Origin of the sequence: Roseivirga sp. UBA838 (assembly GCF_002296035.1) — a bacterium.
In the GTDB taxonomy this organism is placed as follows: Bacteria; Bacteroidota; Bacteroidia; order Cytophagales; family Cyclobacteriaceae; genus Roseivirga; species Roseivirga thermotolerans.
In genome coordinates this window covers 25,684-39,047 of sequence record NZ_DBHC01000012.1, presented here as the reverse complement: position 1 = coordinate 39,047, position 13,364 = coordinate 25,684, and the positions used below count along the sequence as shown (strand labels likewise).

The 13,364-nt window shown below is 45.0% G+C and carries 13 protein-coding genes; 5 read left to right on the top strand and 8 right to left on the bottom strand.

Annotated features, from left to right (window positions below; all coding sequences use genetic code 11):
- Positions 1-106: 106 nt before the first annotated feature.
- The gene (gene acs / locus B3O12_RS04190) at positions 107-2,005 is read left to right on the top strand and encodes an acetate--CoA ligase (protein ID WP_189628993.1); all 1,899 of its coding nucleotides are present in this window, start codon (positions 107-109) and stop codon (positions 2,003-2,005) included.
- A 17-nt stretch (positions 2,006-2,022) separates the two neighbouring features.
- Here the strand turns inward: acs and B3O12_RS04185 are convergent, their stop codons facing one another.
- The 5 genes from B3O12_RS04185 to B3O12_RS04165 all read right to left on the bottom strand — a co-directional run bounded on the left by B3O12_RS04185 (position 2,023) and on the right by B3O12_RS04165 (position 7,585).
- Positions 2,023-2,916 carry a DUF72 domain-containing protein gene (locus tag B3O12_RS04185; RefSeq protein WP_286755398.1) on the bottom strand — a complete coding sequence of 298 codons (894 nt, stop codon included), beginning with the start codon at positions 2,914-2,916 and terminating at the stop codon, positions 2,023-2,025.
- A 99-nt stretch (positions 2,917-3,015) separates the two neighbouring features.
- Positions 3,016-3,585: a NifU family protein gene (locus B3O12_RS04180; protein ID WP_286743314.1), complete on the bottom strand. Its 570-nt coding sequence runs from the start codon at positions 3,583-3,585 to the stop codon at positions 3,016-3,018.
- A 49-nt stretch (positions 3,586-3,634) separates the two neighbouring features.
- Positions 3,635-5,029, bottom strand: coding sequence for a dicarboxylate/amino acid:cation symporter (locus tag B3O12_RS04175; protein ID WP_189628990.1), 1,395 nt, complete (start codon positions 5,027-5,029; stop codon positions 3,635-3,637).
- A 16-nt stretch (positions 5,030-5,045) separates the two neighbouring features.
- On the bottom strand, positions 5,046-6,125 hold the full coding sequence (gene aroC, locus B3O12_RS04170) for a chorismate synthase (protein WP_286755397.1): 1,080 nt from the start codon (positions 6,123-6,125) through the stop codon (positions 5,046-5,048).
- Entirely contained in the window at positions 6,125-7,585 is a 1,461-nt protein-coding gene (locus tag B3O12_RS04165) for a BatD family protein (protein ID WP_286755396.1), read from the bottom strand. The genes aroC and B3O12_RS04165 overlap by 1 nt, the downstream gene beginning before the upstream one ends.
- Positions 7,586-7,732: 147 nt before the next feature.
- Between B3O12_RS04165 and B3O12_RS04160 the strand changes: the two genes are divergently transcribed.
- Complete coding sequence (locus B3O12_RS04160; RefSeq protein WP_189628987.1) at positions 7,733-7,921, top strand: hypothetical protein; 189 nt, start codon at positions 7,733-7,735, stop codon at positions 7,919-7,921.
- Positions 7,922-7,958: 37 nt separating this feature from the next.
- On the opposite strand, the gene queG is transcribed toward B3O12_RS04160, so the two are convergent.
- Together queG and ruvB are read right to left on the bottom strand one after the other, a co-directional pair.
- Positions 7,959-8,894: a tRNA epoxyqueuosine(34) reductase QueG gene (gene queG, locus B3O12_RS04155; protein WP_286743325.1), complete on the bottom strand. Its 936-nt coding sequence runs from the start codon at positions 8,892-8,894 to the stop codon at positions 7,959-7,961.
- 46 nt (positions 8,895-8,940) lie between these two features.
- On the bottom strand, positions 8,941-9,969 hold the full coding sequence (ruvB, locus tag B3O12_RS04150) for a Holliday junction branch migration DNA helicase RuvB (RefSeq protein WP_189628985.1): 1,029 nt from the start codon (positions 9,967-9,969) through the stop codon (positions 8,941-8,943).
- 114 nt (positions 9,970-10,083) lie between these two features.
- Here ruvB and B3O12_RS04145 point away from each other — a divergent pair, with 114 nt between their 5' ends.
- The 3 genes from B3O12_RS04145 to B3O12_RS04135 all read left to right on the top strand — a co-directional run bounded on the left by B3O12_RS04145 (position 10,084) and on the right by B3O12_RS04135 (position 12,860).
- Positions 10,084-11,121, top strand: a complete 1,038-nt coding sequence (locus B3O12_RS04145; protein WP_286755395.1) for an FAD:protein FMN transferase — start codon at positions 10,084-10,086, stop codon at positions 11,119-11,121.
- Between the two features lie 92 nt (positions 11,122-11,213).
- Positions 11,214-11,939, top strand: a complete 726-nt coding sequence (locus B3O12_RS04140) for a ZIP family metal transporter (RefSeq protein ID WP_286755394.1) — start codon at positions 11,214-11,216, stop codon at positions 11,937-11,939.
- 90 nt (positions 11,940-12,029) lie between these two features.
- The gene (locus B3O12_RS04135; RefSeq protein ID WP_286755393.1) at positions 12,030-12,860 is read left to right on the top strand and encodes a cation diffusion facilitator family transporter; all 831 of its coding nucleotides are present in this window, start codon (positions 12,030-12,032) and stop codon (positions 12,858-12,860) included.
- A 72-nt stretch (positions 12,861-12,932) separates the two neighbouring features.
- Here the strand turns inward: B3O12_RS04135 and B3O12_RS04130 are convergent, their stop codons facing one another.
- Positions 12,933-13,241, bottom strand: a complete 309-nt coding sequence (locus tag B3O12_RS04130; RefSeq protein ID WP_286755392.1) for a hypothetical protein — start codon at positions 13,239-13,241, stop codon at positions 12,933-12,935.
- Positions 13,242-13,364: the final 123 nt, after the last annotated feature.

Below are 13,364 nucleotides of genomic sequence, written 5' to 3'. Positions count from 1 at the left end.
ACACATCTGCCGGCCGAAACAGCCTTTTCTTTTATCATTTTGCATTGTAGCTCTCTGTCGAATCTTTTAACTTATTCCATCAATATCAACTTTTGAACCTCCTAGTATGAGCCACAAAATACAGACCCTTTCCGGTTACTTTCATGAGTATCAAAAAAGCGTATTGGAGCCCGAAGCCTTTTGGTCCAGAATTGCTGAATCGTTCCACTGGCGTAAAAAATGGACTAAAACCCTGGAATGGGACTTTGAAGGCCCCAATGTGAAGTGGTTTGTGAATGGTAAGCTCAACCTAACTGAGAATATTTTTGAACGCCATTTATATACTAAAGGAGAAACTCCTGCCATCATCTGGGAACCTAATAATCCGGATGAACCTAACAGAACCCTTACTTATAGCGAATTATACCGCCTTACCAACCAGTTTTGCAATGCACTAAAGGCTCAGGGTATTGGTAAAGGCGATCGGGTGATTATCTACATGCCCATGGTTCCGGAGGCAGCCATCGCCATGTTGGCCTGTGCCAGAGTAGGCGCCATTCACTCAGTGGTCTTTGCAGGGTTCTCGGCTAGTTCTCTGGCCGATCGAATTAATGACTGCCAGGCCAAAATGGTACTGACATCCGATGGTAACTTTCGTGGCCAAAAGCAAATTGAGGTAAAGGCGGTTGTAGATGAAGCCCTGACCAAATGCACATCGGTGCAAAAGGTAATTGTACTGCAACGAACACATCAACCCGTGAATATGGTGACCAACCGCGACCTGTGGTGGCACAATGCAATTGATGGCCAGCCCTACGAGTTTGAGGCGGAAGAAATGGACGCTGAAGACATGCTGTTTATTCTTTACACCTCAGGATCTACCGGCAAACCCAAAGGGGTAGTGCACACCACGGGGGGGTACATGGTATATAGCTATTATTCGTTTCTCAATGTATTTCAGTATAGTCAGGGCGATATTTACTGGTGTACGGCCGATGTAGGTTGGATTACCGGCCACTCATACATTGTCTACGGCCCGTTATTGGCAGGGGCCACCACGCTAATGTTTGAGGGAGTCCCCACTCATCCTCATCCGGGCCGATTCTGGGAAATTGTAGACAAATATAAAGTCAACCAATTCTATACCGCGCCCACAGCCATCCGTGCCCTGCAAGCTTACGGCCTGGAGCCTGTAGAACCCTATAGTCTCTCTTCGCTAAAGGTTATAGGTTCTGTTGGCGAGCCCATCAATGAAGAGGCCTGGCACTGGTATCATGACCATATAGGCAAAGGCAATTGCCCTCTGGTAGATACCTGGTGGCAAACCGAGACAGGAGGAATCATGATTTCGGCCCTGGCAGGCATTACACCAAACAAACCGGCACATGCTTCGCTGCCTCTTCCGGGTGTTCAACCGGTGATTGTAGATGCGGAAGGCAATGAACTTACCGGAAATAATGTAGAAGGCAATTTGTGCATAAAGTTTCCATGGCCGTCCATGTTGCGCACCACTTATGGCGATCATGAAAAGTGCAAAAACGTATATTTTTCGACTTACAAGGGCATGTATTTTACGGGCGATGGAGCCAAAAGAGACCATGACGGTTACCTCAGAATACTCGGTCGGGTAGATGATGTGATTAACGTTTCGGGACATCGAATGGGAACGGCCGAAGTAGAAAATGCCATCAACGAGCATCCAAAAGTGGTAGAGTCGGCCGTGGTGGGTTTTCCACACGAAGTAAAGGGCCAGGGCATTTATGCTTTTGTGATTTGCGACATGACAGGACGCACTGAGGAGAGTCTGAAGGAAGAAATAAAAGAGACCGTGCGCAAAATTATTGGCCCAATTGCCAAACCGGACATAGTGCAAATAGTGCCCGGGCTTCCTAAAACACGCTCAGGAAAAATTATGCGCAGAATTCTCCGTAAGGTGGCCAGCAAAGACCTATCAAACCTTGGTGATACTTCTACCTTGCTCAATCCGGAAGTGGTAGACGACATTATTAAAGGGGCAGGCCTTTGAGCCAATCGGTCTACTGCTTAAAAAAGAGACGACTGAGTAGATTGAGTTTCGGGTACTTGAAGCTCATAACCTAGTTCAGCATTGAGTTTTTTAATAAAATAAGCAGAGAGTAATGGAGAAGCTTTCTCTAAATTCTGGTGTACAAAAAAGTAAATATCTGTCAGGCCTCCGGTAGCCACCCAAGCCTTTATTCGTTGCAACCAATCATCTAGCCGAGTATAGTCCGACTCATGGTTGGCTCCCACATAGCGAATAAAAACCTGCGGTGTTGTGAGGCGCATATGAAGCAAATCTCTACGCCCTGCTGTGTCGGTAATGATATTAGAGACTCTTTTAGACTCCAGCAATTGGTAGAAGCGATTGGCCACGTCTTCCTGGTTCAGCCAATCGGTATGTCTTACTTCAACCGCCAGGGGTATTTCTTTGGGGAATCCATTGAGAAAACGCTCCAGCCTATCCCAGTTTTTTGGTCCAAAGTTGTTGTGCAGTTGTAAGAATACCATGCCCAACTTTTCTTCCAGACCAATTAGCGACTCGCAAAATTCCTCGGTATATCTGTCCACATCATTCAGCCTTTTCATATGGCTAATCATCTGGTTTACCTTTGGAAAAAACCTGAAGTGATCCGGTGTCTTTTGCGCCCAGGCCGCATACTGCTCTTTGCTATAAAAATTATAGAAAGTGGCATTAAGTTCTATGCTGTTGAATTGCGTGGCATAGTAGGTCAATTCATCTTTGGTACCTCTCGGGTAAAAACCTTTCAGGTCAGATCGGTTCCATTTGGCACAACCTACATAAATACGAGGCTTTTGAAGTCCTTCTCCCTTGCTTAGCAAAGCAAGGGTTCCTTCATGGTCGGGAGGAAGAGTAAAATCGATGGATTCAGGGTTGGCAACGCCTCCAAATTTCATAGCAAAGAGGTTTATGTGTAACTAACCCAACTATTGGGCAGATATTCAACCTTTGAAGACCGGGCAGCCAACTCTCTATACGGATGAGGCTGCCTGGTATTAAGCGTCTTCGGCTATTACTTCCTTCACATCGTTGGGCAACATCTGTTTTAGCAGATTCTCTATGCCATTTTTAAGGGTAACCGTTGAAGCAGGACATCCACTACACGAGCCCTGAAGGTTTACCTTAACCACTCCGTCTTGAAATGAAGAGAAACCAATGGCTCCACCGTCTTGTTCTACAGCTGGCCGAATGTATTCATCCAGTATACCCTTTATTTTCTTTACCACTTCTGAGTCGTTTTCATCGAAAAGAGGGTCTTTATCCAGCTCTTCCAGCAACAGTGGTTTTTCGTTTTCCAAATAGGGTTTTATTACAGACTTTATCTCGTCTTGAATTTCCAACCAATCAACTTCCTCTTTCTTGGTTACGGTAATAAAGTTGCTCATGTAAAACACCCGGTCTACATAAGGCAATTGGAAAAGTTCTTGTGCCAATGGCGACTGCTGAGCGGCCTCGGCATTGGGGTAATCAAAGCTGACACCATCTTGAAGCAACATAAAGTTAACCACAAACTTCATTGAGTTTGGGTTAGGGTTGGCTTCCATATATATATTTACCGGTCTCATATCAATTGTAATTTGCTAAGTCTTAACCGCAAAGGTAAGGGATAAGTTCTTAGTCTTCCTTTAATTCGCCTTCCGATTTGGCAACCAAAGAAGAAACCACCGTATCTCCGGTCACGTTTACAACCGTTCGAAGCATATCCAGTGGCCTATCTACCGGAAAGATAATGGCTATCCATGCCGGATTAAGCCCAACCGATTGCAGCACTACAACCATCATTACCAGGCCTGCACTAGGAACGGCCGCACTACCAATTGAGGCCAGGGTGGCCGTGAGTACAATGGTTAGCTGCTGCACTAGCGAGAGATCTACCATATGTAGCTGGGCCATAAATACTACGGCTACCGCCTGATACAGGCTGGTACCGTCCATGTTTACGGTTGCTCCTATTGGTAAAACAAAGCTCGATACGTTTTTAGAAACCCCAAGATTTTCTTCTACACACTCCATGGTAACGGGAAGTGTAGCCGCGCTGGAACTGGTTGAAAAAGCCAGAAACTGTGCCGGACTTACCTTTTTGAAGAACTTGCGGTAGGTAAGCGATTTAATAAAGGTGCGAATAATGGTTGGGTAAAACCCGAAAATGAGAAAAAGCAAGCCAAGAACGAGGGTAACCGAGTAAGAGGCCAGCCCTTTAAAAATCTCGAATACCTGAGCCGGTGTATCGGCCATTTTGGCAATTACTCCGGCCAAAAGACAAAACACAAAAAACGGAGCGGCTTGCATTACATAGTCCACCATTTTCAGAAAGACCTCGTTGGCTCCATTAATAAACGAACTCAGCCCGCTCACTTTATCATCGGGCAGAGCAGCCATACAAATGCCAAAGAAGATCCCAAAAAAGATCACCTGCAGCATGAGTTTATCGTTGCCCAGAGAGAGTATTATGTTTTGTGGCACCATGTCTACCAAAAAGGCAAGTGGACCGGCATCTTTATTTTCTGAAGCTGCAGCCTGCTTTTCGGCTACCATTTGTTTCTCTTCTTCAGACATCTCCTGATGTTCATACAGGTGGTCATACTCGGGGTTATCGCGATAGTTCTTGCCATCCAGTATTTCGACACCGTTTTCCAATGCCCAAAACTCATAGCTTAGCCTGTTCTTGATGCGTTGCTCGTCATCGATGAGCGCGCCCGGTTTAATCACGTTGACCAGGAGTAAGCCAATACCCACTGCGGCCACCGTGGTTACCAGGTAAAAGCCAAGTGTTTTACCTCCCATTCGACCTAACTTAGACATGTCTTTGAGGCCTGAAATACCGCTTATGATAGACAGCAACACCAGAGGTACTGCAATGTATTTGAGCATACGAATAAAAATCTGCCCAAAGGGATCGATCCAGTCTATGGTAAATTGATTCCAGCCTACAGAACTTGAGAGGAATGCCCAGATTACTCCGGCAAACAGTCCAATCATGATTTTGACATGCAAAGGAAGTTTCTTCATGACCTGAAAGTGAGGGTTAATTAAGTCGATTAGACCTGCTAATTAGCAAATAATCGGCAATAACCAAAGCTGACATTGCCTCAACGATAGGTACTGCTCTTGGCACCACACAGGGGTCGTGCCTTCCCTTTCCTGATACTACTACCGTCTCCCCGGCTTCGTTGATGCTCTCCTGGTCTTGCATAATGGTGGCTACCGGCTTAAAGGCCACGTTGAAATAGATATCTTCTCCATTGCTTATACCTCCCTGAATACCACCAGAGTAATTGGTTTTGGTCTTTACATGGTCATTTTCGGTGTAAAAAGCATCGTTATGCTCGGAGCCCTTCATTTTCACCCCTTCAAAACCACTACCATATTCAAAGCCTTTTACAGCATTGATGCTCAACATGGCTTTGCCCAATTCGGCATGCAACTTGTCGAATACCGGCTCTCCCAAACCAGCCGGTACGCCCTGTATGACTCCGGTTACAATTCCACCAATGGTATCTCTGTTTTTCCTGGTTTCATCAATGAGCTCAATCATTGCACTGGCCGTGGCACTATCGGGGCATCGCACTATATTCTCTTCGGCAGTGGCTAGGTTAAGTTCTGTATAATTTTTTTGGAGTTGCAGACTCCCCACTTGCGACACATAGGCTTGGCAGCTTACTCCGTAGTGCTTTAACAGCAACTTGGCAATTGCTCCTGCTGCTACCCGAGCCACGGTTTCGCGGGCAGAAGACCGGCCTCCACCTCGGTAGTCTCTCACACCGTATTTAGTATGAAAAGTATAGTCGGCATGTGAGGGCCTAAACTTATCGGCAATGTGAGAGTAGTCTTTACTCTTTTGATCTTTGTTGCGAATAATAATGCTGATGGGCGTTCCTGTGGTTTTTCCTTCAAAAACACCGGAGACTATTTCAAACTCATCGGCCTCTTTGCGCTGAGTTGTAATTTTTGATTGCCCTGGTTTTCGTCTATCAAGTTCGGACTGTATAAAAGCCTCATCGATGGTTAGTCCTGCCGGACAGCCATCGATAACCACTCCCAAAGCCGGGCCATGCGATTCACCATAGGTATGTATCTGAAAGAGTTTTCCGAAAGTATTTCCCATTATTTCTTAACAAACAAAAACGTTGCGCCCGCCAACATAGCAATTATCAACAGATTGGCTATAATTTGAGTGGTATTATCTTTCTTGAGCGGCTTGAGTTCGTTAGATGCCAGGTCTATGGAATCGTAGAACGAACCCAAATCGGTAGAAGAGATAGAAACATTTTGCTTGCTTTCTCCGGTCACTTCAAGCTTAATTTCTGAACGCAGCGTGTCGTAAGTTTCTGTTTTGGGATTAAAAAACACCCAGCTAAAATAATCTTTGAGGTTGTATTGACCGGGCTCATTGGGTATGCCAAAGTAACTGTACTTCTTGGAGCCGGTAACTCTTCCTGCACCGCGATTAATGTCTTGGGCAATATTGGGCGGATAAATGTCCATTTCGCGAGTGCCGGGTACTATCGGATCGTTGATACCACTAATGTTTCCTTCGCCATATATATTGAATTCGTAAGAAAAGCTTTCCCCGGTTTCTACCGTAGTCTTGTCAATCTTTTCGTCCAGTTCAAAGTCTCCTACGGCCACTACATCTTTCAGAGGATGTGGCGGCAAGGCTTTTACTTTCACAGTTTTCTCTTTGGTATAAAATGTCTTGAAGTCTTCCTGCCTGTCGCGACCAAAAAAAGAAGGTGAGCGGGCAACTCTGAACTTAATCATTTCGAAAGGCACCGATGGAAACACAACAGGCTCTAGGTTGAGGGGATAATAAGTGGCCTGATAAATTTTGTATCGGGTGTAGTTCTTACCATTAATGGTCACTCGTTCTCCATAAATGTTTTCTATGTTAAAGTTTTCTTCCCAACAGTTTTCGGGTCTCAGGTCTTTGAGAATGGTAGACAGCTGTTTACCGGCTTCGTGAAACTGGAGAGGAGCTCTGTTAGCATCGGCCACATAAAAAGCAAAGGTTGTGGTAAAGCCTTCGCCCACAAAAACTTCGTCTTTATCTGTAGTGAGGGCCAAAAAGGCGTCTTCTTCAACGTCTACAAACTCGGGTTCGCTTCGGTTTCTTCCGCCAAACAGGTCGTCAAAAGCATCTCTTCCAAACGGGTCGAACCTTCTTCTGGAGTTAGACCTTCGCTCTACCGGTGGGGTTACTTTAATTTGTTTACCCTGAGAGCTTATTTCTATGCCATTGACTTTTATAGTAAACGGATCGAGGGTATACGTGCCTTCTTCCAGCGGCATATAGCTTTGCCTAATGCTTTGGGAAGAGCTTATTTGGCCATTTACAATATTCGTTTTACTGGAAGAAGAGGTTCCTCTCTTGGCAAAACCTTCTATGGTTGGAAAGTCGGTGTAGTTCTTAATAGAACCGTTGCTTACGGTTACGGTGATGGTGAACATTTCATTCATGCCCACCTCATCTGGACCCAATTCAATAGAAATATCTTGTGCCCATAGGCTGCCTGCACAAAAGAGAAGACAGCTCCAAACCATTAAAAATACCCGAGAATTTCTCATAATTTTTCATTAAATTCGTTACCCATTCAGGAAACAGCTTTCAAAGATAAACTCATTTTTGAAAGACTATAACCTGAATTATCTGACCTACGTACAGTAGGTACGACCAAACCTAAAAGTAGATTCATAACCCTAAACGTTCTTAACATGTTGGAGTATTTCAAGACTATTCTCTCAAAGGTGAGCTTCGACAAGCGCCTTTTTGAAAAAGAGTTGAGAAAAGCCGTTAAATCACTCATCTCGGATGAGTTAGAAGAACTGAAAAAGTGGTGTTACACCAAATTTGGCCACATGTATGGCCCGATTATCGACAAACAGTTCGTATTGATAAGATAAACAGTATTTGAACCCAGCCCATCCTAAAACGATGGGCTTAACTTTTTTTAAGGAAATTTAAGTTCCTCACCAACCCACTCCACTTGGTTCTTTTTACTGCCGATTTTCTGAAAACTTCCCGAAAAACCTCCTCTGTTAAATCTTGCCAATTATTGTTAAAAAGTGCTTTTAGTTCTGTAGACGGTTGAAAGGCCGGTTCTTGGTGGGGAGAAGAAAAGCGATTCCAGGGACAAACATCCTGGCAAATGTCGCAGCCAAAGGCCCAGTTTTCCATTTGGTCTTTAAATTCCGTAGGAATCTCTTCCTTAAGCTCAATGGTAAGGTATGAAATGCATTTACTGGCATCGAGAGCGTAGGGTGTTATGGCATCGGTAGGGCAGGCATCTACGCAACGAGTACACGTGCCGCAGTAGTCTTTTATAGGACCATCGGGCTCCAGCGGCAAGTCTATGATTAGCTCGGCCAAAAAGAAAAAGCTCCCGGCTTGTTTGTTAATGAGCAAGGTGTTTTTACCAACCCAGCCCAGCCCGGACTTCTCGGCCCATTGCCTTTCCATTACCGGAGCAGAGTCTACAAATAAACGGCCTTCTATGGCGCCAACTTCTGCCTTCAGCGCCTCAAAAAACACTTTCAGCTTATCTTTAATCACATGGTGGTAGTCTTCACCGTAGGCATATTTGGCCAACTTGTAATGCTCCGGATGCTCTTTGGCCAGATCTTTTTGTGGGTAGTAATTATAAAGCAATGACACCACAGACTTGGCACCGGGAACCAACTTGGAAGGATCCAGGCGTTTGTCAAAGTGGTTTTCCATGTATTTCATTTGTCCATGCCTGCCGCTTTTTAGCCAGGCCTCCAGCCGGGGAGCCTCTTCGGCCAAAAACTCGGCCTTGGATATGCCACAAAACTGAAAGCCTAATTCTTTGGCCTTCTGTTTTACGAAGCGGGTGTTATGAACAATGGCTGACTTCATAGGTGTGGTTTTTCCACGGGCTGAATAAGTCCCGGAGCGCAACTGCTTAACCGAACAGAGTACCTGTTTGCCCCGGTTTTTTCATTTTAAGGTGTTCATAGGCCAAATGGGTAGCCTCACGACCTCGCGATGTTCTTTTTAGAAACCCTTCTTGTATTAAAAACGGCTCGTAAACCTCCTCAATAGTTTCGGCTTCTTCGCCCACGGCTGTGGCAATGGTAGAAATACCCACGGGCCCACCCTTAAACTTTTCGATTATGGTAAGCAGTATGCGATTATCCATATCGTCTAGCCCATGGGAGTCTACATCGAGGGCATTGAGGGCCATTTCGCTTATTTCTTTGGTAATTCTGCCTGTGCCTTTAATCTGAGCAAAATCACGGGTTCTTCTCAACAAATTATTGGCTATCCGAGGGGTTCCCCGGCTGCGTCTGGCTATTTCAAAAGCCGCATCGTCATCGATGGGCGTATTCAGTATATCGCACGAACGCATGACAATCCGGGTAAGTAGCTTGGAGTCGTAGTACTCCAAACGGGCATTGATGCCAAAGCGGGCACGCAGCGGAGAGGTAAGCAAACCTGAGCGTGTAGTGGCTCCTACCAGTGTAAAGGGGTTAAGGCCAATTTGCACTGTTCTCGCATTGGGCCCGGAGTCGAGCATAATATCAATTTTATAGTCTTCCATGGCCGAGTAAAGGTATTCCTCCACTATGGGGTTAAGGCGGTGGATTTCGTCTATAAAGAGTACATCGCCTTCTTCCAGGTTGGTAAGCAAGCCCGCCAGATCGCTGGGCTTGTCCAACACCGGCCCGGATGTTACTTTAATCTCTGAGTCCAGTTCGTTGGCTATTATATGAGAAAGGGTGGTTTTACCCAGACCGGGAGGGCCATGAAGCAGCACATGGTCCAATGGCTCCGATCGTTTTTTAGCAGCCATCACAAAAATTTTCAGGTTGGCCACAATTTTATCCTGACCGGAGAAATCTTCGAAAGACAACGGCCTAAGTGCTCTTTCAATGTCTTTCTCAGACGAATTAAGCTCATCGCCACTGGCATCAAGATAGTCTTCCCTCATTCTTCTTTTTCAATTGATCTGAAAAGATAAGGATAGTCTGCCAGAAACATGAATGAATTAACTAATCTCATAGGCTTGGCAGGCTATTCAATTATCTTTGCCAAAAATAAGGCAATGGATAGGAATAAGCTCTCTAGGATTTATCTTATTGTATTGATGATCGCCATTTTTGTGGTGTACACCTACCGTAAAAATCAGCCACATGAAATGGTAGTAAGGGGCACCACTATGGGCGGTACCATTGGCTACACGGTAAAATACCTCGATAAACAGCAACGCAACTTAAAACCTCAGATAGACTCTTTGCTGGCCGATTTTAACCAGGCTCTTTCTACTTACGTACCTGACTCTGAAATATCGTTGTTCAATCAAACAGGGAAGCATAGTTTCAAACAGCCTTATTTTTATGAAGTGCTGGAAGCCAGCCGCGTGGTGTATGAAAAAACCAACGGGGCGTTCGACCCAACAGTGGGCCCTCTCATTAATGCCTGGGGTTTTGGCGAAGGTGGTTTTATGGGACCTGACAGTGCTCAGGTAGACTCATTGCTACAGTTTGTAGGTTTTGAGAAACTTAGCTTCGACAGCTCTGAGGTGCGTACTTCTCAAACAGGACTGAAACTCAATTTTTCGGCCATTGCCAAAGGGCAGGCCATAGATGTAGTGGTGAACTGGCTGCTGAGCCGGGGCCTTGAAAACTGCATGGTAGAAATTGGTGGGGAAGTACATGCTCGTGGCCAAAACCTTGATGGCGATGCCTGGGTTATTGGCATTGAAGTGCCCGATGAACAGCGTATAGGAGGCATTTTCGATGCCGTAAGGCTGGAAAATGCTGGGTTGGCCACCTCTGGCAATTACCGGAACTTCCGAGTTCTTGAAGACGGCCGAAAGGTGGCTCATACCATTAACCCAAAAACGGGCTTTCCTCAGATGCAGACACTATTGAGTGCCACAGTGGTGGCCCCCAACTGTATGTTGGCCGATGGTTATGCTACGGCTTGTATGGTACTGGGAAAAGACAAGAGCATTGAATTGATAGAAGCAGACCCGAACCTGGAGTGTTACCTGATTTTTGCAGATGAAAATGGCCACATAGATACCTACATATCTGGCGGCCTGAGAGGCAAAACGGTTAAAACAGAAAAAAGTGAATAGTTGAACTTATTCATTCCAATTCGAATTTTCTTAGCATCTTTGCAATCTTGTTGCAAAAGTAAGGGTAAGAGTTGATCGTCAATGCTATTATATTGTTCCTTTCTGCGGCCATTCCGGGAGCTGTATTGCTACGCACGGGGCTAATGTTTGGACAGCGCATGCAGTTGTTTTTGGTGTTTGCCGGTGCCTACCTGTTTTCCGTTACCATCATTCATCTTATTCCGGACTTATTCCTTTCTAATGAGAATCCATTTAACATTGGGCTCTATGTGCTCATTGGCTTCTTTTTACAAAAGGTTATTGAAAACTTTACCAGCGGGGTAGAGCATGGGCACGTACATGCTCACGCAGAACACTCCGTAGTATATCTGCTGGTGGCTCTTTGTTTACATTCATTTTTGGAGGGCAGCATCATGACGGATTCCATACACTCAAACCACAGCCCCGAGCTGGCCTATGAGCATGGCAGCTCTCCTAAAATATTGTTGGGTATAGTAATGCATAAAATACCGGCTGCAGTAGCTCTAATGGCTCTATTGCTCAACAGATTCAAGCTAAAATTTCAAGCCTACTCAGCCTTGCTCATATTTGCCCTGGCCTCTCCCTTAGGCCTGTTTGTCAGCGAGTTTATGAGCCATGGCAACTTATTACCCGAAAAGTACATGATCATTTTCTTTGCCATTGTGGCAGGTAGCTTTTTACAAATTTCTACAACCATATTTTTTGAGACAGACCCTAATCATAAGCTCAATTGGTTGCGGTTTGGGGTCTCGGTTTTTGGAGCCTTGTGTGCCGTATTGGCACAGCTGGTTATCTGAAACCTTGTTGCGTAGCTTTTCTTAATACATTTGGACATGGGGCATCATCACCATCATCATCATGGCCACGCGAGCACGAAAAACTTGAAGGTGGCCTTTTTCCTGAACCTGGGTTTTACCTGTATTGAATTTATTGGAGGCTTGTTTACGGGCAGTCTGGCCATTCTATCGGATGCGCTGCACGATCTGGGCGACAGTGTGAGCATAGGCCTGAGCTGGTACTTTCAAAACCTATCGGAAAAGAAGCGGAATAATACATTTTCGTATGGCTACAAACGCTTTTCGTTATTAGGTGCCATTATTAATGCCGTGGTGCTGCTTGTGGGTTCGGTCATAATCATCAGCCGGGCAGTGCCTCAGGTACTTAACCCTACCGAGGTGAATGAAAAAGGCATGCTCTACATAGCCATTTTCGGTGTATTGGTAAATGGGGTGGCGGTACTAAGACTTAGAAAGGGAAGCTCTATTAACGAACGGGTTATTAGCCTTCATTTGTTGGAAGATGTGTTGGGTTGGATAGCCATTTTGGTGGGCAGTTTGCTCATCATGTACTTCGATTGGTATTTCATAGACCCTCTGCTCTCTGTGCTTATCGCCTTATTTATTATCTACAACGTGTTTGTAAACATCAAAAAAAGCTTCAGCATTATTCTTCAGGCCACACCTGAAGAAATAGATCTGGAAAAGGTGCATAAACGCCTGAGAACCATCCCCGAGGTCATTGAGGTTCACGACTGCCACGTTTGGTCTATGGATGGAGAATACCATGTACTCTCGGCACATCTGGTACTCGACAAGTCGTACGACCTACGCCTGCAAGCGGCCATTAAAAAACGAGCGAAATATCTGCTTCACGAATTAGGCATTGAGCATTCTACGCTTGAGTTTGAACTCAAGGACGAACACTGCAAAGACTGTTAAACTAAAACTGCTTTAAGAAAGTAACTAGTCTTAGAAGTGAGCCAATTCGCGTTAAAGCAGAGTTTTGCTAACCTATTTGGCGCGCTTCCCCGAAAACCCAAAACCTAAATAGGGAATGATTTTGCGAATCAGCTTCCACCCAACGGCCAGATAAACCCAAAACACAATAGCCCCGAATAGAGTGGATATTGGTAAAAATAGAATAGAGAATAAAATAGCATCTGTTCCCACATACTCTTGATTGTTTATGTTAAGAGGAACTCCTAAAAGTAGCAGCACGAAGACGAATAATGTTATAGGTATAAAAAGCCCCGCAAAGCTATACAAAACCAGTGTTAACAGATCTTTCGACCGTAAATGCCGAATCTTTGATAAATCCATAGCTGCTCTATTTTATTCCTGAAAATAGTAAGAAGCCGGTTAAAAAAACTACTTACTTAAAACACTCTGGTTTGTGTTTTAAAAGATTCATGGCGGCCGCTGTTAAACTAAAACTGCTTTAAG

Excerpts from the sequence above, each read along its gene's own strand:
- B3O12_RS04160 (WP_189628987.1), top strand. The coding sequence starts at position 7,733 with ATGTTGGAGTATTTCAAGACTATTCTCTCAAAGGTGAGCTTCGACAAG.
- ruvB (WP_189628985.1), bottom strand. The coding sequence starts at position 9,969 with ATGAGGGAAGACTATCTTGATGCCAGTGGCGATGAGCTTAATTCGTCT.
- queG (WP_286743325.1), bottom strand. The coding sequence starts at position 8,894 with ATGAAGTCAGCCATTGTTCATAACACCCGCTTCGTAAAACAGAAGGCC.
- aroC (WP_286755397.1), bottom strand. The coding sequence starts at position 6,125 with ATGGGAAATACTTTCGGAAAACTCTTTCAGATACATACCTATGGTGAA.
- B3O12_RS04145 (WP_286755395.1), top strand. The coding sequence starts at position 10,084 with ATGGATAGGAATAAGCTCTCTAGGATTTATCTTATTGTATTGATGATC.
- B3O12_RS04165 (WP_286755396.1), bottom strand. The coding sequence starts at position 7,585 with ATGAGAAATTCTCGGGTATTTTTAATGGTTTGGAGCTGTCTTCTCTTT.
- acs (WP_189628993.1), top strand. The coding sequence starts at position 107 with ATGAGCCACAAAATACAGACCCTTTCCGGTTACTTTCATGAGTATCAA.
- B3O12_RS04130 (WP_286755392.1), bottom strand. The coding sequence starts at position 13,241 with ATGGATTTATCAAAGATTCGGCATTTACGGTCGAAAGATCTGTTAACA.
- B3O12_RS04180 (WP_286743314.1), bottom strand. The coding sequence starts at position 3,585 with ATGAGACCGGTAAATATATATATGGAAGCCAACCCTAACCCAAACTCA.
- B3O12_RS04175 (WP_189628990.1), bottom strand. The coding sequence starts at position 5,029 with ATGAAGAAACTTCCTTTGCATGTCAAAATCATGATTGGACTGTTTGCC.
- B3O12_RS04185 (WP_286755398.1), bottom strand. The coding sequence starts at position 2,916 with ATGAAATTTGGAGGCGTTGCCAACCCTGAATCCATCGATTTTACTCTT.